Below are 21,042 nucleotides of genomic sequence, written 5' to 3'. Positions count from 1 at the left end.
CATCGCGTTGATCGAGAACGGTCGGGTGGTGTTCGGCGTGGTCACCGTGCCGACAACGGGCAGTGCCTACTATGGCGGTGCCGGGCTGGGGGCCTGGCATGCAGCGGGCGGGGAACCGGCCCAACCGATCGGGGGACGCGGGGTGCCGCGCCCGGCCGCGCGCTTACCGTGGGCGCCAGTCGGCGCCATTCCCGCCCCGAACAGGAGCACCTGCTGGCCGCTCTGAGCACCGTGGTGGGCCCGCTGGAGCTGGTCAGTGTCGGCAGTTCGCTGAAGTTCTGCCTGTTGGCCGAAGGCGCCGCCGATTGCTATCCGCGCCTGGCGCCAACTTCGCAGTGGGACACCGCGGCGGCCCAGGGCGTGCTCGAAGGAGCGGGTGGCGAAGTGTTGCAGATCGACGGACAGCCGTTTGTCTATGCGGCCCGCGAGTCACTGCTCAATCCGTCGTTTCTGGCGCTGCCCAGCAATGTGCCCTGGCGTCAGTCGCTGGTTACGCTGGCGCAGGCGGGGTGTGGGCAACCACCACGTACTGACCGCTGAACGTGACCGCACAGCGCTCGCCATCCAGCACCTGGGTCTGCAGTTGCAGGCGCGCCCGGCCATGGCGTCGGTAGGTCTTGAGAAAGCGCTGCCAAAGAGCCTCGTCGATGTTTTCGCACACGGCCAGGGCGTCGCCGGCCACCGGCAGGGGATAGTCGATCTGACCCTGCTGGATGACGATATGGCCACCGCTCAGGCCGGCCTCGCCCAGGCGCAGGTGCAACCAACCCCAGCCCGCCAGCACGGCGGCACAGTACAGGCTGCCGCCGAACATCGTGCTCTTGTGGTTGACGTTCGGTGCCAGCGGCACATGCAGGCGCAGGCAATGGTTGTCCCAGGCCCGCACGCGCAGGCCCATGTCGCCGGTCAGCGGAATGTCATGATGCAGCAGCCGCTCGAGGGCCTGGATTTCACTCATGTTCCTCGCCTCCACCAAAGCTCAGGCCGTGCTTGCGCAGCTTGTCGTGCAAGGTCTTGCGGGGGATGCCGAGGGCTTCGGCCAGGCTGCGAACGGAGGTGTGCGAGCGGCTCATCTCGGCCGCGATCAAGGCGCGTTCGAAATGCTCGACCTGATCGCTGAGCCCGCCCGTGACCGTGCGGGTCATCTCCACCGGGCCGGGCTCGCCGTTGTCCAGCGCCAGTTCCAGGCCAAGGGCGAAGCGCTCGGCAGCGTTCTGCAGTTCGCGCACGTTGCCCGGCCAGCTGTGTCGCAACAGCAACGCGCGTTGCGCTGCGGAGAGTTCGTTGGCCAGCACGCCGTGGCGTTCGGCCGCGGCATCGGCGTAGTACTGGAACAGCATCAGCACGTCTTCGCCCCGCTCGCGCAAGGGCGGAATGCGTAGCGAGGCAACATTGAGGCGGTAATACAGGTCGGCGCGAAAGCGTCCCTGATCGGCGGCCTGGCGCAGGTCTTCCTTGGTCGCGGCGATCACCCGGATATCCAGGCGGATCTGCTGGTTGCCCCCCAGGCGTTCGACCACCCGTTCCTGCAGCAAGCGCAGCAACTTGACCTGCACATCCAGGCTCATGCTTTCGATTTCGTCGAGGAACAGGGTGCCGCCGTTGGCGAACTCGAACTTGCCGATGCGGCGTTTCTGGGCGCCGGTGAAGGCGCCGGGTTCATGGCCGAACAGCTCGCTTTCCACCACCGATTCGGCGAGGGCGCCGGCGTTGATCGCCACGAAAGGGCCGCTGCGGCGGCTGGACAGGTCGTGCAAGGCGCGCGCCACGACCTCCTTGCCGGCACCGGTTTCGCCCAGGATCAGCACGTCGGCGCGGGTCCCGGCCAGCGCGCCGATCTGCTCGCGCAGGCGCGCCATGGAGGCCGACTGGCCGACCAGTCGCGTACTCAACTGCTGCCGATCGCTCAGGGCCATGCGCAGGCTGCGGTTGTCCAGCACCAGGCGGCGCACGGCCAGGCCGCGGCGTACGCTGTCGAGCAGCGCGTCGCTGGCGAACGGTTTTTCGAGGAAGTCGTAGGCACCGGCGCGCATCGCCTGCACGGCCAGTGGCACGTCGCCGTGGCCAGTGATCAGCAAGACCGGCAGCTCGGTATCGCGGGCATGCAGTTGTTCGAGCAATTGCAGGCCGTCGATGCCCGGCATGCGGATATCGCTGACCACCACGCCAGGCCAGTCGCGCTCGATGCGTGCGGACAGGCCCTGGGCATCGGCCAGGGCCAGCACCTTGAGGCCGGCCAGGTCCAGGGTCTGGCTCAAGGCCTGACGCAGATGGGGATCGTCGTCGATCAGCACGACCTGGATCTTGCTGTCGATGGCGCTGTCGCTGGTCATGCCGATGGGTCCTCGGGGGCTTGCAGGCTGACGCCCGGCTCTCCAGCGCGTAAACGCAGGATCAGCAGGGCGCCGCCTTGGGGATGGTTGGACAGCAGCAGTTCGCCGCCCAGTGCGCGCATCAGCGTATCGCAGATCGCCAGGCCCAGGCCAAGCCCTTGTGTGCGTGTCTTGGTGGTGAAGAACGGCTCGCGTGCCCGGGCCATGGCTTCGCTGGTAAAGCCGGGGCCGTTGTCGCGGATGCGCAGCTCCACGCCGTCGGCGGTCTGTTCGGCGCTGAGCCAGAGGCATCGTGGCGTGGCTTTTTCGGTCAGGGCATCGAGGGCATTGGCCAGCAGGTTGCCCAGCACCTGACGCAGCCGGGTTTCGCCGGCCTGGACCCAGAGCGGCGCATCGGGCAGGTCGCGGATCAGCTCGACGGCCATGGCCCGGCGGCGCTTGGCGAGCAGTGCCAGGGCATCGTCGAGGGCCGGCTGCAGGGCGACGCTTTCCAGGGCGTGGCGGTCGCGACGGGCGAAGGCACGCAGGTGCGCGATGATCGACGCCATGCGGCCGGTCAGTTCGCTGATCAACTTGAGGTTGCCCCGCGCATCCTCGATGCGCTCGTGGTCGAGCAGCACTTCGGTGTTCTCGGCGTAGCTGCGAATGGCCGCCAGGGGCTGATTGAGCTCATGGCTGATGCTGGCCGACATGGTGCCCAGCGCCGACAGCTTGCCGGCCTGCACCAGTTCGTCCTGAGCACGCACCAGCTCCTGCTGGGCCTGCTCGCGTTCGAGCACTTCCTGGCGCAGCTTGCTGTTGAGCCCTTCCAGCGCACTGGTGCGTTCCACCACCCGCGTTTCCAACTCATGCCGGGTGCGGCCTTCGAATTCGATGCGCTCGAGGTAGTGGCGGCGACGCTGCATCATCAGACCCAGCAGCAGCATCAATGCCAGGAGCAGGGCTCCGCCCACCGCTACGACGGTGCGCACCGGGCGATCGAGCAAGGTCTTGGGGGCGAGGATGCTGACGTTCCAGCCGGTTTCGGCGATGGTTCGCGTCTGGGTGAGCCAGGCGTCGGCTTCCAGGTTCAACGGTTGCGGGTCGCGGGTGGGGTAGGGCAGGATCGAGACGATGGCCTGACGCTCGCCATCGCTGAGCGGGCGTGTGGCCCGGAAGCGCCATTCGGGGCGCGAAGTGAGGATGACCACGCCGTTGTGGTCGGTGAGCAGGAGCTGTTCGGGCGTCTTGCCCCATAGGGTTTCGGTGTGGTCGAGGTCGACCTTCACCACCAGTACGCCGATGACCTTGTCCTGGTCGTGTACGGCGGCGGCGAAGAAGTAGCCGCGTTTTGCCGACGTGGTGCCAAGCCCGAAGAAGCGCCCCAGGCGTCCGGCGACGGCATCGCTGTAATAGGGGCGAAAGGCGAAGTTGCGACCGACGAAACTGTCGCGCTGCTCCCAGTTGGAGGCAGCCAACGTATTACCATCGGCGTCCAGCAGGTACATGACTTCCGCCCCGGTCTGTTCGCGGATGTCCTTGAGCAGATGGTTGGCGTCTAGCGTTGCTTGAGGGTCGCGAGGTGCAGCCAGCAGCGCACGCAGCGCGGGCAGGTCACCGAGGATTTGCGGCAGGGTTTCGTAGCGGTGCAGGGTGCCCAGCAGGTTGGCGACGTAGAGGTCCAGCGTCTGCCGGTTCTGGCTGACCAACTCGCTTTTGTAATAGCGCTCGGCCAAATGTTCCAGTGGCCACAACAGGGGCGCCAGGCACAAGGCGAGGATCGCCAGGCTGCGCCAGCGGGGTCTGCGAGTGGAGGAAGATCTGGAGGTCATAGGACAACACGCCGGGATGGACCGGCGTATTATGCGTCAGGCAGCTGCCGCGAAGCACGGGTGACATGCATCGCGACGTTGCCACAGGCCGATCACGGAAACACGTCGGCCTCTTCCAGGCGCTTGCCGGCCAGGTCCTTGGCCGACAGCGATGGCGCTGTATCCAGCTGCCAATCGATTGCCAATTGCTCGTCATCCCACGCGATGCTGCGTTCCGAAGACGGATCGTAGTAGTCGGTGGTCTTGTAGAGGAATTCGGCGTACTCGCTCTGGACCACGAAGCCGTGGGCGAAGCCCGGCGGAATCCACAGCTGGCGGCTGTTCTGCGCGGACAGCTCGACGGCCACCCACTTGCCGAAGTTGGGCGAACTGCGGCGGATGTCCACCGCCACGTCCAGCACTTGCCCTGCAACCACGCGCACCAGCTTGCCTTGGGCATGCTGCACCTGATAGTGCAGCCCGCGCAGCACGCCACGGGCCGAACGCGAGTGGTTGTCCTGGACGAACGGCAGGTCGATGCCAGTCGCTTCCTTGAAAGCCCGGGCATTGAAGCTTTCGTAGAAGAAGCCGCGCTCGTCACCGAAAACCTTCGGCTCGATGATCAATACATCGGGCAGTTCGGTAGCGATCACGTTCATCGGGTTTCTCCGGCCAGCGCGTACAGGTACTGGCCGTAGCCGGTCTTGCCGAAGTACTTGGCGCGTACCAGCAGCTGTTCGCGGTCGATCCAGTGGTTCTGGTAGGCGATTTCTTCCAGGCAGGCCACTTTCAGCCCCTGACGGTGTTCGATGGTCTGCACGTATTGCGAGGCATCGAGCAGGCTGTCGTGGGTACCGGTGTCGAGCCAGGCGAAGCCACGGCCGAAGCGCTCGACGCGCAGGTCGCCGCGTTCCAGGTAAGCATTGTTGACGTCGGTGATTTCCAGCTCGCCGCGCGGCGAAGGCTGGACGTCCTTGGCGATGCGCACCACGTCGTTATCATAGAAGTACAGGCCGGTGACCGCGTAGCTGGACTTGGGCTCGGCCGGCTTTTCTTCGATGGACAGTGCGCGACCGTCCTCGTCGAACTCGACCACGCCGAAACGCTCGGGGTCCTTGACCCAGTAACCGAACACGGTAGCGCCGGTAGGGTGCGCCGAGGCGCGCTTGAGCTGATCGCTGAAGTGCTGGCCGTGGAAGATGTTGTCGCCCAGGATCAGGCACACCGGGTCGTCGCCGATGAATTCCTCACCGATCAGGAACGCCTGGGCCAGGCCGTCCGGCGCCGGCTGTTCGGCGAACTGGATGTTGATCCCGAACTGGCTGCCATCGCCCAGCAACTGGCGGTATTGCGGCAGGTCCTGAGGCGTGGAGATCAGCAGGATCTCGCGGATGCCGGCCAGCATCAGTACCGAGATCGGGTAGTAGATCATCGGCTTGTCGTAGATGGGCAGCAACTGCTTGGAAACACCCAGGGTAATAGGGTGCAGGCGGGTGCCGGAGCCCCCGGCCAGAACGATACCTTTCATCATGCGATCAAGTCCTTAGGTTCGGTGAAGCCCAGGCGTTCACCTTGATAACTGCCGTCCTGCACGCGACGGCACCATTGAAGATTGTCCAGATACCACTGCACGGTCTTGCGCAGGCCGGTCTGGAAGGTTTCCTGCGGGACCCAACCCAGTTCGCGCTCGATCTTGCTGGCATCGATGGCGTAGCGCAGATCGTGGCCCGGGCGGTCCTTGACGAAGGTGATCAGGTCGGCATAGTGCGCCACACCGTCCGGACGCTGCGGTGCCAGCTCATCGAGCAAGCCGCAGATGCTGCGCACCACGTCGATGTTCTTCTGCTCGTTGTGGCCGCCGATGTTGTAGGTCTCGCCGACCACGCCTTCGGTGACGACCTTGAACAGGGCGCGGGCGTGGTCTTCGACGTACAGCCAGTCACGCACCTGCATGCCATTGCCGTACACCGGCAGCGGCTTGCCGGCCAGGGCGTTGAGAATCACCAGCGGAATGAGTTTCTCCGGGAAGTGATACGGGCCGTAGTTGTTCGAGCAGTTGGTGATCAGCACCGGCAGGCCGTAGGTGCGCTGCCAGGCGCGTACCAGATGGTCGGAGGCTGCCTTGCTGGCCGAGTAGGGCGAGCTTGGCGCGTACGGCGTGGTTTCGGTGAACAGGTCGTCCACGCCATGCAGGTCGCCATAGACCTCGTCGGTGGAAATATGGTGGAAGCGGAAGGCTTCGCGTTCGGCTGCTGGGAGCTGCTGCCAGTAGCCACGGGTGGCTTCGAGCAGGGCATAGGTGCCGACCACGTTGGTCTGGATGAACTCGCCCGGCCCGTCGATGGAGCGGTCGACGTGGGATTCGGCGGCCAGGTGCATGATCGCGTGGGGCTGGAAACGCGCCAGTACGGCGGCGACCGCTGCCTGGTCCGCGATGTCGGCCTGGACGAATTCGTAACGGCTGTCGTTGGCGATTTCGGTCAGTGATTCGAGGTTGCCGGCGTAGGTCAGCTTGTCGAGGTTGAGAACTTCGTGCTCGGTGTTGGCGATCAGGTGCCGAACCAGTGCCGAGCCGATGAAACCGGCGCCGCCGGTGATGAGAATGCGCATGTCGAAAGCCTTCTTCCTTAGCTGACAAAGATTCGTTGCAGCCTAGCTTGTGTGGATGGGCGCGGCGGTGCAAGCCCGATTGGTTAAACGAATGTGCAGCATGGTTGTGCAGCATGGTTCAGTAGCCACCGGACTGCGCGATCGCGTCGCGCCAGACAACCTTGCCGATGGTGGAAATGTCGCGCGGCGAACCGCTACAGTACTTGCAAATCAGGCCATCGAGGTTTTACTCATGCCGCTCGACTCGCTCGTGCAACGTGCCAGTCTTCCCAACCCCGTGGTGAGTATCGAACAGGCGCAGGCATTGTTGTTCGAGCACTACGGCCTGCAGGGCCAGTTGTACAGCCTGGGTAGCCAGCAGGACCTGAACTTTCGGGTCGAAAACCCACAGGGCCGCTGGGTGTTGAAGTTCTGTCACGATGAGGGAGCCCATCAGGCACTGGCTGCCCAGCATGCCGCGATGTTGCATCTGGCCCGCCATGGCTTGCCGGTGCCCCACGCTCTGCTGGCGGCCAACGGTCGCGACACCGTGGCCGTGACGCTTGGCCAGCAGCGCCTGCAGATGCGCCTCTTGAGCTATCTGGAAGGCCAGCCGCTGACCCGTCTCAAGTACCTGGGACCCGAACCGATCGCCCGCATCGGCAGGTTGTGCGGCGAGGTGGACCGCGCCTTGATCGACTTTCGGCACCCAGGCCTTGCGCGCACGCTGCAATGGGACCCGCGCCACGCGCATAAGTTGCTTGATCGCCTGTTGCCGACGCTCGATGATCCACGGCAACGTGGCCGTGTGGTTGAAATGGCGTTCGAGGCCCAGCGTCGCCTGGGGGAGGTGAGCGCCGATCTGCCGATGCAGGCGGTGCATCTGGACATCACCGACGACAACACTGTCTGGCAGCGCGATGCGGATCTGCGCTGGCAGCTGACGGGTCTGATCGATTTTGGTGATCTGGTGCACACTTGGCGTGTGGCGGACCTGGCGGCAACCTGCGCCGCGCTGCTGCATCATGCCCATGGCGATCCGTTCGCGGTGTTGCCGGCAGTGACGGCCTATCATCAGGCCAATCCGCTGAGCGAAGCCGAGATGCGTGCGCTGTGGCCGTTGGTGGTACTGCGAGCGGCGGTGCTGGTAACCAGCAGCGCCCGGCAGTTGAGCGTGGCGCCGGATAACGACTACATCCGGGCCAATGTCGAGCACGAGTGGGAGATCTTCGACATAGCTACCGCAGAACCATTCGAATTGATGGAAGCGGCAATTTTCAGCAGTGTGGATCGGAGCATACCCGAATCTTCAAGCGATGGCATATTGCCGTTGTTCGCCGGCGTGACGCACTCGACAGTTTGCCCCGTGGATTTGAGCGTGCTCAGCGAGCATTTCGCGGACGGCAATTGGGAGCAAGCGAATATCGACGAACGGCTGCTGGTCGATGCTGCAGCGGTCAGTGGCTGGTCCTGCACCCGGTATGGCGAGTACCGCCTCTCGCGTACCCGCATCGACACCTGCTCGGCATCGGCGACCTGCGCACTGCATGTGCAGGTCCAGGCGCCGCCGGGCACATCCCTGCAAGCGCCCTGGGCCGGTACGCTGCGGCGACTGGCCGATGCCAGCGTGGTGCTCGAAGGCGCCTTCGCGAGCCTGCACTTGTGGGGGCTCGACTGTCCTCGCCCAGCCGGGACGGTGCTGGCGGCGGGCGCCCCGCTGGGCCGGGTCGACGGTTCGCTGCTGGTGCAACTGTGCCGCATTCCCGAGCTGAGTCCGCCGCTGTTCTGTACGCCGGCGCGGGCTGCAGCCTGGCAGCGTCTGTGCCCTTCGCCAGCGCTTGTGCTGGGCATGGACTGCGATGCGCCGCCACCTCCGGACGCAGACCTTCTGCTGCAGCGTCGCGACGCCAGCTTCGCGCGTTCGCAGAAGCATTATTACCAGGCGCCGCCGCAGATCGAGCGCGGCTGGCGCAACCACCTGATCGACATGCACGGCCAGGCGTATCTGGACATGCTCAACAACGTCGCGGTACTTGGCCATGGGCATCCGCGCATGGCCCAGGTGGCGGCGCGACAATGGTCGTTGCTCAATACCAACTCACGCTTCCACTATGCCGCGATCGCCGAGTTTTCCGAGCGCCTGCTGGCGTTGGCGCCCGACGGGTTCGATCGGGTGTTTCTGGTCAACAGCGGCACGGAGGCCAACGACCTGGCGATTCGGCTGGCCTGGGCGGCCAGCGGTGGTCGCGACATGCTCAGCATGCTCGAGGCCTACCATGGCTGGTCGGTGGCCACCGATGCCATCTCCACCTCCATCGCCGATAATCCCCAGGCCCTGAGCACGCGTCCGGACTGGGTCCATCCGGTTCTTGCGGCCAACAGTTATCGGGGCGCGTTCCGCGGCGCCGACAGCACCGCGGGCTACGTGCGCAGTGTCGACGATGCCTTGCATCGGTTGGATGCGCAGGGGCGTCAACTGGCCGGTTTCATCTGCGAGCCGGTGTACGGCAACGCCGGTGGCATTGCCCTGCCCGAGGGGTACCTGCAACAGGTCTACGAACGGGTCCGCGCCCGCGGAGGCGTGTGCATCGCCGACGAAGTGCAGGTCGGCTATGGCCGACTCGGCGAGTATTTCTGGGGGTTCGAACAGCAAGGCGTCGTGCCGGACATCATCACCATGGCCAAGGGCATGGGCAATGGTCATCCATTGGGTGCGGTGATCACCCGTCGCGAGATTGCCGAGGCGCTGGAGGCCGAGGGTTATTTCTTTTCTTCCGCCGGTGGCAGCCCGGTGAGTTGCCGCATTGGCATGGCGGTGCTCGACGTCATGGCCGAAGAGGGATTGTGGGAAAACGCGCGGGTGGTCGGCGGACATTTCAAGGCCCGCCTGCTGGCCTTGCTCGATGAGCATCCGCTGGTGGGTGCCGTGCACGGGTCCGGCTTCTATCTGGGCCTGGAGCTGGTGCGCGACCGCCACAGCCTGGAGCCGGCGACCCAGGAGACGGCGCTGTTGTGCGAGCGGCTGCGGGAACTGGGCATCTTCATGCAACCCACCGGTGACTATCTGAACATCCTCAAGATCAAGCCACCGATGGTGACTACCCGGCAGAGCGTGGACTTCTTCGTCGACAGCGTGGCGCGGGTGCTGGACGAAATGGCCTGCTGAATCAGTCGCTGGCGCGCCCTGCGGCGGGCGTGTTTCACGATCCGCCCGACAACCTGTAGAGTGCGCCCATACCTTTTCATGGACCACCGGAGCCCTGACCCATGACCACGCTCGACAGTACCCCTCGCGCCGACGGTTTCCACATGCCGGCCGAATGGGCACCCCATACCCAGACCTGGATGCTGTGGCCCGAGCGCCCGGACAACTGGCGCCTGGGTGGCAAGCCGGTGCAGGCGGCGCATGTCGCCCTGGCCAAGGCCATCGCGCGTTTCGAACCGGTCACGGTCGGTGTGTCTGCCGGGCAATACGACAACGCGCGCGCACGCCTGGACGTGCCCAACATCCGTGTGGTCGAGATCAGCAGCGACGATGCCTGGATGCGCGATACCGGGCCGACCTTCGTCGTCGACCACGGTGGCGAAGTCCGCGGCGTGGACTGGGCCTTCAACGCCTGGGGTGGCTTTCTGGGCGGACTCTACGCGCCCTGGAACCGCGACGAGCAGGTCGCCAGCAAGGTCCTGGACATGGAACGCTGCCAGCGCTATCACACCCAGGGTTTCGTGCTCGAGGGTGGCTCCATCCACGTCGACGGCGAAGGCACGCTGATCACTACCGAAGAGTGCCTGCTCAACCGCAATCGCAACCCACACCTGGACCGCGGGCAGATCGAACGCATCCTGGCCGATCATCTGGCGGTGGAGAAGATCATCTGGCTGCCCGACGGCCTGTTCAACGACGAGACCGATGGCCACGTCGACAACTTCTGCTGCTACGTGCGCCCCGGTGAAGTGCTGCTGGCCTGGACCGACGACGCCAGCGACCCGAACTATCCGCGTTGCCAGGCCGCTTTGCAGGTGCTGGAAAACAGCGTCGATGCCAAGGGCCGGGCGCTGGTAGTGCACAAGATGCCGATTCCCGGGCCTCTCTACGCCACTCAGGAGGAATGCGACGGCGTCGATCTGGTTGCCGGCAGCCAGGAGCGTCATCCGTCCGTGCGTCTGGCCGGTTCCTACGTGAACTTCCTGATCGTCAACGGCGGCATCATCGCCCCAAGCTTCGACGATCCGCTCGACGGCGAGGCGCAGGCCTTGCTGCAGAAGCTGTTTCCAGAGCATGAAGTGGTCATGGTGCCAGGCCGCGAACTGCTGCTCGGCGGCGGCAACATCCACTGCTTGACCCAGCAGCAGCCGGCACCTGTGCGCGGTTGAGTTGGCCTGAGATGTCCTGAAAAGCCCGGCCTGATGCCGGGCTTTTTCATGGGCGTTATTCCATCGCACGACCTTCTTATAGCCACAAAGTTTCACGAAATTTTGACTTTCGTTGTCCCCCATCGCTAGGATCCGACCCCGCACACGGATCCTCATAGACCCTGCCCCACCGTTCGAACGCCTGTTGCAGAGCGCTGCGCAGGTCGCACGAACGACGGAAAACAAGCGGGTGGTCGTGTAGCGTCCTCACTGGTGATTAGGGAAAACAAGATGTTGAACAAGAAATGGGCTGTCCTCGCCCTGGGCGTGATGGCGGCTACCCAAGCCATGGCCAACGAGCAGGCCGATGCCAAGGGTTTCGTCGAAGACAGCCACCTCAATGTACTGCTGCGCAATGCTTATATCAGCCGTGACTACAAGCATGGCGGGCAGGACAAGGCCGAGTGGGGCCAGGGCGTGATCGCCAAGTTCAACTCCGGTTTCACTCAGGGCACGGTTGGCGTCGGCGTCGATGCCTTCGGACTGTATGCTCTGCGCCTGGATGGCGGCACCGGTCGCGCCGGTGCTGGCGGCATCGACTTCTTCAAGCGTGGCGGTACTTCGGATGATCCGAGCAGCGCGCCCCACGACCTGGCCCGCGCCGGGGCCGCGGTGAAGGTGCGTATCTCCAACACCGTGATCAAGTACGGCGATCAGATGCCAGCACTGCCGGTGCTCAACTTCGACGATTCACGCCTGTTGCCGGAAAGCTTCACCGGCACCCTGATCACCTCCAAGGAAATCGATGGCCTGGTGCTCAACGCCGGGCGCTTCACTCAGGAAGCGCGCAAGAGCGCCGAAGCCCGCGACAGCGGCGGCCTGAAGAAGATCGACGTGTACGGCGGTAGCTACCAGTTCACCGACAGCCTGACCGGTGCCTTGTATGCCTCCGATGTCGAAGACCGGTTGAAGAAGCAGTACATCAACCTCAACTACGTACTGGCCCTGCCGAGCGAGCAATCGCTGACGTTCGACTTCAACGGCTACCGCTCGCACCTGGACAAGGACTATGCAAGCACCTTGGGCACCGGTCGCGACAACAAGATCTGGAGCCTGGCCGCTACCTGGGCCTTCGGTCCGCACTCGCTGACCCTGGCGCATCAGCGCAGCACCGGCGACACCGGCTACAACTACGGTTTCTACCAGAACGCCGGCGGTGTGGGTGACGGTGGCTCGACCATCTTCCTGGCCAACTCGTACTGGTCGGACTTCAACGCCGAAGACGAAGTCTCCTGGCAGTTGGGCTACGGTATCGACTTCCGCACATTCGGCGTGCCGGGCCTGACCTACAAGGTGGCTTACGTGCGTGGCGACAACATCCGCACCCCGACCGGCGACGGTCAGGAGCGCGAGATATTCAACCAGCTCCAGTACGTGGTACAGAACGGCCCGGCCAAGGACCTGACCCTGCGCCTGCGCGGCTCATGGCTGCGCACTTCGGACAACGTCCGTGCCTCGGGCTACAATGACGACGGCAACGAAGTACGCGCCTTCGTCGAGTACCCGATCAACATCTTCTGATGTCGACCCGGCGCTGAACAAGAACCCCGCACTCGCGGGGTTCTTTGTTTTACGCAGAAGGGCAGTGATCAGTGCTCGCGCACTGCCTGCGTGTCGGGTTCGCGGGTGACGGCCTTGACCAGCTTGCCGATGCTCAGGCCTTGCAGCAGGATCGAGGACAGCACGACGATGTAGGTGATGCTCAGCAGCAGGTCGCGCTCCGGGCCGATGGGCAGGGCCAGGGCCAGGGCGACCGAGACGCCGCCGCGCAGGCCGCCCCAGGTGAGCACGCGAATGGTGCCGCGCGGTACGCTGCGAAAGCGCCGCAGCAGCAGAATCGCCGGGGCTACGGTGAGCAACCGCGACAGCAGGATCGCCACGGCGAGCAGGGAGGCCGCCAACAGGTGCAGCCAGGAGAACGGCAGCAGCAACAGCTCCAGCCCGATCAAGGCGAACAGCAGGGCGTTGAGGATGTCGTCGAGCAGCTCCCAGAAACCGTCCATGTAGCGCCGGGTCATGTCGTTCATCGCCAGGTTGCGTCCCAGGTTGCCGATGATCAGCCCGGCCACCACCATCGCGATCGGCGCCGAGACATGCAGCTCGGAAGCCATGGCCGAGCCGCCGATGACCAGCGCCAGGGTCAGCATGACCTCGACCTGATACTGCTCGATGCTCTTGATCATGCGGTAGACGATGTAGCCGATCAGGCCGCCGAACAGTACGCCGCCCACTGCTTCATGCAGAAACAGCATGGCCGTCGCGCCGACGGTGGGGGTTTCGCCCAACTGGGCGATGCCCAGCAGGACGGTGAACACCACGACTGCCGTGCCGTCATTGAACAGCGATTCGCCGACGATGGTGGTCTTCAGTGGCTTGGAGGCGTTGGCGGTTCGCAGCACGCCCAGCACCGCGATCGGGTCGGTCGGTGAAATCAGGGCGCCGAACAGCAGGCAATACAGGAAGCTGACGTGCCAGCCGAACAGGCCGAAGATCCAGAACGCCAGGGTGCCGATCACGAAGGTGGCGATCAGTACGCCGAAGGTGGCCAGCAGACCGATGGGCCAGCGGTAGTTGCGCAGGTCAGCCAGATTCACGTGCAGCGCGCCGGCGAACAGCAGGAACGACAGCATCCAGTTCATCAGCAGATCGCCGAAGTCGATCTGGTTCATCAACGCTTCGACGCGATCCTCGAGGCCTGGGTAGCCGATGAAACTCAGGCCTTGCAGGATCAGCGAGAACATCAGGGCAGTAACCATCACGCCGATGGTCGGGGGCAGGCCGATGAAGCGGAAGTTCACGTAGGTGAGCAGTGTGGTGAGGCAAATGAATGTCGCGACTATCTCGAGCATCCGGGCTCCCTGGGTCAGGTGTTGAAGATCTATCGATAGAGGGCGCCTATCAGGTGCCGCACTATGGTTGGATGTTGCCGCGTGACTGAACGGCACACTTCATTCATCCAGCGGCGTTGACTGCCACCGGCCGTCGCTGCCAATAGATGAACACCAATGCCAGGGCAAGCGTGCCCAGACCGGTGATGGAGCCGGTCCAGGGCAGGTCCACCAGCGGCGCACCACTGGCCACGACCAGGCCGCCGACCCAGGCGCCCGTTGCGTTGCCGAGGTTGAAGGCGCTCTGGTTCAGCGTCGATCCCAGGTTCGGCGCCTCGTGCGCCTGGTCGATGATGAGCAATTGCAGGATAGGGCACAGCGCGAAGGCGAACACGCCCCAGGCCAGCAAGGTGATTGCCGCCGGGATCAGCGAGCCGCTGGTCTGGGTGAACAGGGCCAGGATCAACACCACCGCGATCGCCATGCCCAGCAACGAAGGCAGCAGGCGTGAGTCGGCCAGACGCCCTCCGAGCATGCTGCCGATGGTCAGGCCGACGCCGAACAGCAGAAGCATCACGGTGATGCCGTGGGCGCTGACGCCGGTAACGTCCTGCAGGATCGGCGCGATGTAGGTGAACACGCTGAACAGGCTGCAGGAGGCCATTGCGCTCATCGCAAGCGGCAGTAATACGTTGGGTTTGCGCAACACACGAAACTCGCGCGCCAGGTTGCCGCGCTCCATGGGAATGGCCTTGGGCAGCCAGACGATCTGCGCCAGCAGGGCGATGACGCCGATGACCGAGACCGCCCAGAAGGTGGAGCGCCAGCCCGCGAACTGGCCCAGAGCGGTCCCCAGCGGTACACCCAGCACGTTGGCCAGGGTCAGCCCGGTGAACATCAGGGCGATGGCCTGGGCTCGCTTGGTCGGCGCCACCAGCCCTGCGGCGACCACCGAGCCGATGCCGAAAAAGGCGCCATGGCACAGGGCCGTGATGACCCGTGCACCCATCAGCGTGGCGTAGTTGGGCGCCATCGCGCACAGCACGTTGCCGAGGATGAACATCAGGGTCATGCCCAGCAGGGTAGCCTTGCGTGGCAGGTTGGCAGTGAGTACCGCCAGCACCGGCGCGCCGAACACCACGCCCAGGGCGTAGCCGGTGATCAGCAGGCCAGCGTCCGGGATGCTGACGGACAGGTCCTGGGCCACATCGGTCAACAGGCCCATGATGACGAATTCGGTGGTGCCGATGCCGAATGCGGCGACGGCCAATGCAAACAATGCAAGTGGCATACGGATTCTCTCGAGTAGGAGGTGAGTTGCCCGAGGAGGGCATGCGCCAGCCTCCGCATGAGCTGCAGAGAACACGATTTATTGGAATGGGTGCGCAAAAAGCTGTAACGATACAGCGGCGCTCATTATAGGAAGACGGCTAAAGTCGGCAAAATTGATAATTGCAATGGAACTCTGCGCCAGCGAACCTTTCACGGCAGTTGTCCTCTTACTCGGTACCGGCCGTGCATGGGCACCTCACGGTGGACTACTTGGACAAGGAACTCTGTATGACCGTCGCCTTCTGGTGTGTCTTGATCGCGTTGATATTGCCCTACGGTTGCGCGTATATCGCCAAGTTCACGGGCGGCCAGTTCGGCCTGAAGCAGAACCATGATCCGCGCACGTATCTCGATGCCCTCGAGGGCCTGCCCAAGCGGGCGCACGCGGCCCAGTTGAACAGTTTCGAGATTCTTCCCGGCTTCATCGCCGCTGTGGTGATTTCCGATATCGTCGGCAATGCCCAGCAAGTGACGCTGGATGTGCTGGCGGTGGTGTTCATCACTTCGCGTCTGCTGTACATCATTTGCTATCTGGCCGACTGGGCGACGTTGCGATCGCTGGTATGGTTCGCGGGATTTGCGATCATCGTCAGCTACTTCTTCGTTTCGATGTAGCCAACAGGGTGCGGCAGTGGCGACGGGTCATCGATATGACGCGCCGCCGGATGCTCGTTACTTGTCCAACTCATCCATGGCGTCTTGCAGTTCCTTGCGGGCTTCGGCAAGTTTGTCCTTGCGCTTGTTGATCTTCTCCGAATCGCCTTTCTTCATGGCCTTGTCCAGATCGCTCTGGCGCTTGCTGACTTCGCGCTTGGCATCGAGCACCTTGCCCTCACGCTCCTTGCGCAGTCCGTTTTCGGTGCAGTTGTTCTGGATCTCCCGTAGCGCGGTGCTCAGCCCGTCGACCTGGTTCTGATTGCCGTTGGCCTTGGCGATGTCGATCTGCGCCTGTACATGCTGCTGCTTGGCGGCGCAGCCGGTGGCTGCAGGGGCCGAGGCGGGAGCGGCGGGCGCTGCGATCGCCGGGCCGGCCAGTACACCGGCGACCAGCACGGCGCACAGCGAGGAAAACTTGTTCATGGTGACTCCGAGAAGATGATTCTGAATAGTTGACGATGAATTGAAGTAGCTGTCTGTAGGACGCGTCTTATTCACGGCTGGATAGATCGAGAGGGTGCAGTCGCCGGCGACGAGATCCACCTATTGAAGGACCTTTTGCCAGCCAGGTCAAAGCGATCGCGCCCTGATCAGTCCCGCAACGTTGGCGCCGACACGAAAAAAAGCCCCGGCCAGTCGCCTGGTCGGGGCTTTTTACGGGGTGCTGCGAGGCGCTTATTTCAGGCCGGCGGCATCGCGCAGGGCGGCGGCACGGTCGGTGCGCTCCCAGGTGAACGCGGTGAAGGTGTCGTCGCCGACGGTCATTTCCACCGGCGCACGGCCGAAGTGGCCGTAGGCTGCGGTGGCCTGGTACATCGGGTGCAGCAAGTCGAGCATGGTGGTGATGGCATAGGGGCGCAGGTCGAAGTGCGCGCGTACCAGTTTGACGATCTGCTCATCGCTGATCTTGCCGGTGCCGAAAGTGTTGATCGAGATCGATGTTGGCTGGGCCACGCCAATGGCGTAGGACACCTGGATCTCGCAACGCTCGGCCAGGCCGGCGGCGACGATGTTCTTGGCCACATAGCGACCAGCGTAGGCGGCCGAGCGGTCGACCTTGGACGGGTCCTTGCCGGAGAAGGCGCCGCCGCCGTGGCGAGCCATGCCGCCGTAGCTGTCGACGATGATCTTGCGCCCGGTCAGGCCGCAGTCACCCACCGGGCCACCGATGATGAAGTTGCCGGTCGGGTTGATGTGGAACTGGGTGTCCTTGTGCAGCAGTTCGGCCGGCAGCACGTGTTTGACGATCAGCTCCATGACGCCTTCGCGCAGGTCGGCGTAGGACACGTCCGGGTTGTGCTGGGTCGACAGCACCACGGCATCGATACCCACGACCTTGCCGCCTTCGTACTGGCACGTCACCTGGGACTTGGCATCGGGACGCAGCCACGGCAGCAGGCCGGACTTGCGCGCTTCGGCCTGGCGCTCGACCAGGCGGTGCGAGAAGCAGATCGGGGCAGGCATCAGCACGTCGGTTTCGTTGCTGGCATAACCGAACATCAGGCCCTGGTCGCCAGCGCCCTGGTCTTCCGGCTTGCTGCGGTCCACGCCCTGGGCGATGTCCACCGACTGCTTGCCGATGATGTTCATGACCGCACAGGTGGCACCGTCGAAGCCGACATCGGAGCTGTTGTAGCCGATGTCGACGATGACCTTGCGCACGATGTCTTCCAGGTCGACCCAGGCCGACGTGCTGACTTCGCCGGCGATGATCGCCACGCCGGTCTTGACCAGGGTTTCGCACGCCACGCGGGCGAACTTGTCCTGGGTGATGATGGCGTCCAGCACCGCGTCGGAAATCTGGTCGGCGATCTTGTCCGGGTGTCCTTCGGAGACGGACTCGGAGGTGAAAAGGGAGTATTCGCTCATCTCGACGGTTTCCTAAATTGACCGATGGTGAGTGTCGCCAGCCGGCCGCGAGAAATGGCGGACCTGAATCTGGAAACCATTACGTAAGCCCACGTAGAGGCTCTCTCCGGGAACAAGCCCCGCAGCGATGGCCCAACGGGCCAGATCTTCCTGTTCGAACCCCAACCAGAGATCACCGCAGGCCTCTTTGGCCCAACTCTGATTGTGGCTGCACAATTCTGTTACCAAAAGACTCCCGCCTGGCTGCACCCGCTGCGCCAGATGGCCAAGCGCCTGAGCCGGGTCGCTGAAATGGTGCAGGACCATGTTCAGCACCACACAGTCGGCGCGCAGGCTGGTAGGGGCCAAGGCATCGGCCAGTTCCAGGCGCACGTTGCTCAACTGCTCGCGCAGGCAGACCTGGCGGGCCAGTTCGAGCATCGCCGGGCTGTTGTCCTGCGCCGTGACCTGGGCAAAGCGTCGGGCCAGCTCGGGCAGAAAGCCGCCATCGCCCGGACCCACTTCCAGGGCACTGGCTTGTTGGGCGAAGCTCAATTTATCGAGCAGGGCCAGCAGGCTTTCGCGGTACTGCGGCAGGCCGGCGATGAGGTCCTGCTGGGCGCGGAACTTCTCTTCCATGCGCGAAAAAAAGTCTTCGCTGGCCGCGGCGCGCTGGCGCTGCACCACGGCCATGCGCGCCTGCGCCTCGGCCGGCAGGCTCAACCCGTCGACTTCCTCGAGCAGGGCGCTGTGCAGGCGTCCGCCCAGCACACGACCGTTGGGCAGGGCGCGACGATAGAAAATCGCGTTGCCTTCACGCCGCGTGGCCACCAGGTCGGCTTGGGCAAGCACCTTGAGGTGATGACTCATCCCCGACTGGCCCACCGCGAAGATCTGCGCCAGCTCCAGCACGCCGAACGAATCGCTGGCCAGCGCGCGCAGCACGTTCAGGCGCAGGGGGTCGCCACCGGCTTTGCACAGGGCAGCCAGATCGTCACTTGCCTGATGGTCGAACGCAGGGGCACGAAGGTTCATAGGCTTGGCAGTCTAGAGAGCGACGGGCGGCGTCGCAAGACCAATATCAAAAAGTTTTGATATTGCTTAGGCAGGTTCATTGGCCGGCAATTACCGCTCAGGGCAAATGTCCGATTGCCCAATCCCCCGCCGGTGGGGGAAAATGCCCCCCTTTGTTGTATCCCTGCCTACACAGACCCCAGGAGATAAGCGATGCCCAGCCGTCGTGAGCGCGCCAATGCCATTCGTGCACTGAGCATGGATGCCGTGCAAAAAGCCAACAGCGGTCACCCAGGTGCCCCCATGGGCATGGCGGATATCGCCGAAGTGCTGTGGCGTGACTTCCTCAAGCACAACCCGGCCAACCCGGCGTTCGCCAACCGCGACCGTTTCGTCATGTCCAACGGTCATGGCTCAATGCTGGTCTATTCGCTACTGCACCTCACCGGCTATGACCTGGGCATCGAAGACCTGAAGAACTTCCGCCAGCTGCACAGCCGCACGCCAGGTCACCCCGAGTACGGCTACACCCCAGGCGTCGAGACCACCACCGGTCCATTGGGCCAAGGCCTGGCCAACGCGGTAGGTTTTGCGCTCGCGGAAAAAGTGCTGGCAGCGCAGTTCAACCGCGACGGCCACAAGATCGTCGACCACAACACCTACGTGTTCCTTGGCGACGGCTGCATGATGGAAGGCATTTCCCACGAGGTCAGCGCGCTGGCCGGTACCCTTGGCCTGGGCAAGCTGATCGCCTTCTACGATGACAACGGCATTTCCATCGACGGCGAAGTCGAAGGCTGGTTCACCGACGACACGCCGAAACGCTTCGAAGCCTACGGCTGGCAGGTGATTCGCAACGTCGACGGCCACGATGCGGACGAAATCAAGACCGCCATCGAGACTGCACGCAAGAGCGAGCAGCCGACGCTGATCTGCTGCAAGACCACCATCGGTTTCGGCTCGCCTAACAAGCAGGGCAAGGAAGACTGCCACGGCGCGCCACTGGGTGCCGAGGAAATCGCCCTGACCCGCGCAGCATTGAAGTGGAACCACGGCCCGTTCGAAATCCCGGCCGACATCTACAAGGAGTGGGATGCCAAGGAAGCCGGCGTCGCCCTGGAAGCCGAGTGGAACCAGCGCTTCGCCGCCTATTCCGCTGCCTACCCTGAACTGGCCAACGAATTCGTGCGCCGCATGAGTGGCGAGCTGCCTGCCGACTTCTCCGAAAAGGCCAGCGCCTACATCGCCGAAGTAGCCGCCAAGGGCGAGACCATTGCCAGCCGCAAGGCCAGCCAGAACGCTTTGAATGCCTTCGGTCCGTTGCTGCCGGAGATTCTCGGTGGTTCGGCCGACCTGGCCGGTTCCAACCTGACCCTGTGGAAAGGCTGCAAGGGTGTCGAAGCGGATGACGCCGCCGGCAACTACATCTATTATGGTGTACGCGAATTCGGCATGAGCGCGATCATGAACGGGATCGCCCTGCACGGCGGCTTCGTGCCGTACGGCGCGACCTTCCTGATCTTCATGGAATACGCCCGCAACGCGGTACGCATGTCGGCGCTGATGAAGAAGCGCGTGATCTACGTGTTCACCCACGACTCCATCGGTCTGGGCGAAGATGGCCCGACCCACCAGCCGATCGAACAGCTGGCGAGCCTGCGCTGCACCCCGAACCTCGACACCTGGCGTCCTGCCGATGCGGTCGAGTCGGCGGTAGCATGGAAATTCGCCCTGGAGCGCAACGACGGTCCGTCGGCGCTGATCTTCTCGCGTCAGAACCTCGATCACCAGGCCCGCGATCAGGCCCAGTTGGCCGACATCACTCGTGGCGGTTACGTGCTCAAGGATTGCGCTGGCGAGCCTGAGCTGATTCTGATCGCCACCGGTTCCGAAGTGGGCCTGGCCGTCAAAGCCTTCGACAAGCTGACCGAACAGGGCCGCAACGTGCGCGTCGTGTCGATGCCGTGCACCAGCGTGTTCGACGCGCAGGATGCAGGCTACAAGCAATCGGTCCTGCCGCTGCAGGTCAGCGCGCGCATCGCCATCGAGGCTGCGCATGCCGACTACTGGTACAAGTACGTGGGCCTGGAAGGTCGGGTGATCGGCATGACCAGCTTCGGCGAGTCGGCACCGGCACCGGCGCTGTTCGAAGAGTTCGGCTTCACCTTGGAGAACATCCTGGCCACCGCCGAAGAATTGCTCGAAGACTGATCCACATCTCGTAGGAGCGGTCGTTGG

General features: G+C 63.9%; 16 protein-coding genes and 1 pseudogene. 6 read left to right on the top strand and 11 right to left on the bottom strand.

From position 1 onward, the window contains the following. Positions 1–540: pseudogene (locus AC788_RS15260) on the top strand (3'(2'),5'-bisphosphate nucleotidase CysQ family protein); the annotation flags it as partial. On the opposite strand, the gene AC788_RS15255 reads toward AC788_RS15260, so the two are convergent. The 6 genes from AC788_RS15255 to rfbB all read right to left on the bottom strand — a co-directional run bounded on the left by AC788_RS15255 (position 491) and on the right by rfbB (position 6,733). Continuing rightward, positions 491–958, bottom strand: a complete 468-nt coding sequence (locus tag AC788_RS15255; protein WP_049861438.1) for a thioesterase domain-containing protein — start codon at positions 956–958, stop codon at positions 491–493. The pseudogene AC788_RS15260 and the gene AC788_RS15255 overlap by 50 nt on opposite strands. Next, the gene (locus AC788_RS15250; RefSeq protein ID WP_049861437.1) at positions 951–2,333 is read right to left on the bottom strand and encodes a sigma-54-dependent transcriptional regulator; all 1,383 of its coding nucleotides are present in this window, start codon (positions 2,331–2,333) and stop codon (positions 951–953) included. Before AC788_RS15250 ends, AC788_RS15255 begins: the two co-directional genes overlap by 8 nt. After that, the gene (locus tag AC788_RS15245) at positions 2,330–4,144 is read right to left on the bottom strand and encodes a sensor histidine kinase (protein ID WP_049861436.1); all 1,815 of its coding nucleotides are present in this window, start codon (positions 4,142–4,144) and stop codon (positions 2,330–2,332) included. Before AC788_RS15245 ends, AC788_RS15250 begins: the two co-directional genes overlap by 4 nt. Before the next feature lie 92 nt (positions 4,145–4,236). Next, entirely contained in the window at positions 4,237–4,782 is a 546-nt protein-coding gene (gene rfbC, locus AC788_RS15240; protein ID WP_049861435.1) for a dTDP-4-dehydrorhamnose 3,5-epimerase, read from the bottom strand. Further along, complete coding sequence (gene rfbA / locus AC788_RS15235) at positions 4,779–5,654, bottom strand: glucose-1-phosphate thymidylyltransferase RfbA (protein ID WP_049861434.1); 876 nt, start codon at positions 5,652–5,654, stop codon at positions 4,779–4,781. Before rfbA ends, rfbC begins: the two co-directional genes overlap by 4 nt. Beyond that, a complete protein-coding gene (rfbB, locus tag AC788_RS15230) occupies positions 5,651–6,733 on the bottom strand; it encodes a dTDP-glucose 4,6-dehydratase (RefSeq protein ID WP_049861433.1) in 1,083 nt (360 codons plus the stop codon). The genes rfbA and rfbB overlap by 4 nt, the downstream gene beginning before the upstream one ends. Before the next feature lie 232 nt (positions 6,734–6,965). Between rfbB and AC788_RS15225 the strand changes: the two genes are divergently transcribed. The 3 genes from AC788_RS15225 (at position 6,966) to AC788_RS15215 (ending at position 12,646) form a co-directional block, all read left to right on the top strand. Continuing rightward, the gene (locus tag AC788_RS15225; protein WP_049861432.1) at positions 6,966–9,878 is read left to right on the top strand and encodes an aminotransferase; all 2,913 of its coding nucleotides are present in this window, start codon (positions 6,966–6,968) and stop codon (positions 9,876–9,878) included. Positions 9,879–9,979: 101 nt separating this feature from the next. Next, the gene (aguA, locus tag AC788_RS15220; protein WP_049861431.1) at positions 9,980–11,086 is read left to right on the top strand and encodes an agmatine deiminase; all 1,107 of its coding nucleotides are present in this window, start codon (positions 9,980–9,982) and stop codon (positions 11,084–11,086) included. A 270-nt stretch (positions 11,087–11,356) separates the two neighbouring features. Then, complete coding sequence (locus tag AC788_RS15215) at positions 11,357–12,646, top strand: OprD family porin (RefSeq protein ID WP_049861430.1); 1,290 nt, start codon at positions 11,357–11,359, stop codon at positions 12,644–12,646. Positions 12,647–12,714: 68 nt separating this feature from the next. Here the strand turns inward: AC788_RS15215 and AC788_RS15210 are convergent, their stop codons facing one another. Both AC788_RS15210 and AC788_RS15205 read right to left on the bottom strand, forming a co-directional pair. Next, the gene (locus tag AC788_RS15210) at positions 12,715–13,974 is read right to left on the bottom strand and encodes a cation:proton antiporter (protein WP_049861429.1); all 1,260 of its coding nucleotides are present in this window, start codon (positions 13,972–13,974) and stop codon (positions 12,715–12,717) included. A 103-nt stretch (positions 13,975–14,077) separates the two neighbouring features. Then, positions 14,078–15,244, bottom strand: a complete 1,167-nt coding sequence (locus AC788_RS15205) for an MFS transporter (protein ID WP_049861428.1) — start codon at positions 15,242–15,244, stop codon at positions 14,078–14,080. Between the two features lie 269 nt (positions 15,245–15,513). Here AC788_RS15205 and AC788_RS15200 point away from each other — a divergent pair, with 269 nt between their 5' ends. Next, positions 15,514–15,900, top strand: coding sequence for an MAPEG family protein (locus AC788_RS15200; RefSeq protein ID WP_049861427.1), 387 nt, complete (start codon positions 15,514–15,516; stop codon positions 15,898–15,900). A 57-nt stretch (positions 15,901–15,957) separates the two neighbouring features. Here the strand turns inward: AC788_RS15200 and AC788_RS15195 are convergent, their stop codons facing one another. The 3 genes from AC788_RS15195 to AC788_RS15185 all read right to left on the bottom strand — a co-directional run bounded on the left by AC788_RS15195 (position 15,958) and on the right by AC788_RS15185 (position 18,825). Then, positions 15,958–16,365 carry a DUF1090 domain-containing protein gene (locus AC788_RS15195; RefSeq protein ID WP_049861426.1) on the bottom strand — a complete coding sequence of 136 codons (408 nt, stop codon included), beginning with the start codon at positions 16,363–16,365 and terminating at the stop codon, positions 15,958–15,960. A gap of 252 nt (positions 16,366–16,617) precedes the next feature. After that, complete coding sequence (gene metK, locus AC788_RS15190; protein WP_049861425.1) at positions 16,618–17,811, bottom strand: methionine adenosyltransferase; 1,194 nt, start codon at positions 17,809–17,811, stop codon at positions 16,618–16,620. Positions 17,812–17,823: 12 nt separating this feature from the next. Continuing rightward, complete coding sequence (locus tag AC788_RS15185; RefSeq protein ID WP_049861424.1) at positions 17,824–18,825, bottom strand: ArsR/SmtB family transcription factor; 1,002 nt, start codon at positions 18,823–18,825, stop codon at positions 17,824–17,826. Positions 18,826–19,017: 192 nt separating this feature from the next. Here AC788_RS15185 and tkt point away from each other — a divergent pair, with 192 nt between their 5' ends. Further along, entirely contained in the window at positions 19,018–21,015 is a 1,998-nt protein-coding gene (gene tkt, locus AC788_RS15180) for a transketolase (RefSeq protein WP_049861423.1), read from the top strand. The last annotated feature ends 27 nt before the right edge of the window (positions 21,016–21,042 follow it).

This window comes from Pseudomonas sp. RIT-PI-a (assembly GCF_001187875.1).
Lineage (GTDB): Bacteria > Pseudomonadota > Gammaproteobacteria > Pseudomonadales > Pseudomonadaceae > Aquipseudomonas > Aquipseudomonas coleopterorum.
This window is presented reverse-complemented; position numbering and strand designations above follow the sequence as displayed.

What these genes read in the sequence shown, in the direction of transcription:
- AC788_RS15255 (WP_049861438.1), bottom strand. Translation starts at nt 958, where the DNA reads ATGAGTGAAATCCAGGCCCTCGAGCGGCTGCTGCATCATGACATTCCG.
- AC788_RS15250 (WP_049861437.1), bottom strand. Translation starts at nt 2,333, where the DNA reads ATGACCAGCGACAGCGCCATCGACAGCAAGATCCAGGTCGTGCTGATC.
- AC788_RS15245 (WP_049861436.1), bottom strand. Translation starts at nt 4,144, where the DNA reads ATGACCTCCAGATCTTCCTCCACTCGCAGACCCCGCTGGCGCAGCCTG.
- rfbC (WP_049861435.1), bottom strand. Translation starts at nt 4,782, where the DNA reads ATGAACGTGATCGCTACCGAACTGCCCGATGTATTGATCATCGAGCCG.
- rfbA (WP_049861434.1), bottom strand. Translation starts at nt 5,654, where the DNA reads ATGATGAAAGGTATCGTTCTGGCCGGGGGCTCCGGCACCCGCCTGCAC.
- rfbB (WP_049861433.1), bottom strand. Translation starts at nt 6,733, where the DNA reads ATGCGCATTCTCATCACCGGCGGCGCCGGTTTCATCGGCTCGGCACTG.
- AC788_RS15225 (WP_049861432.1), top strand. Translation starts at nt 6,966, where the DNA reads ATGCCGCTCGACTCGCTCGTGCAACGTGCCAGTCTTCCCAACCCCGTG.
- aguA (WP_049861431.1), top strand. Translation starts at nt 9,980, where the DNA reads ATGACCACGCTCGACAGTACCCCTCGCGCCGACGGTTTCCACATGCCG.
- AC788_RS15215 (WP_049861430.1), top strand. Translation starts at nt 11,357, where the DNA reads ATGTTGAACAAGAAATGGGCTGTCCTCGCCCTGGGCGTGATGGCGGCT.
- AC788_RS15210 (WP_049861429.1), bottom strand. Translation starts at nt 13,974, where the DNA reads ATGCTCGAGATAGTCGCGACATTCATTTGCCTCACCACACTGCTCACC.
- AC788_RS15205 (WP_049861428.1), bottom strand. Translation starts at nt 15,244, where the DNA reads ATGCCACTTGCATTGTTTGCATTGGCCGTCGCCGCATTCGGCATCGGC.
- AC788_RS15200 (WP_049861427.1), top strand. Translation starts at nt 15,514, where the DNA reads ATGACCGTCGCCTTCTGGTGTGTCTTGATCGCGTTGATATTGCCCTAC.
- AC788_RS15195 (WP_049861426.1), bottom strand. Translation starts at nt 16,365, where the DNA reads ATGAACAAGTTTTCCTCGCTGTGCGCCGTGCTGGTCGCCGGTGTACTG.
- metK (WP_049861425.1), bottom strand. Translation starts at nt 17,811, where the DNA reads ATGAGCGAATACTCCCTTTTCACCTCCGAGTCCGTCTCCGAAGGACAC.
- AC788_RS15185 (WP_049861424.1), bottom strand. Translation starts at nt 18,825, where the DNA reads ATGAACCTTCGTGCCCCTGCGTTCGACCATCAGGCAAGTGACGATCTG.
- tkt (WP_049861423.1), top strand. Translation starts at nt 19,018, where the DNA reads ATGCCCAGCCGTCGTGAGCGCGCCAATGCCATTCGTGCACTGAGCATG.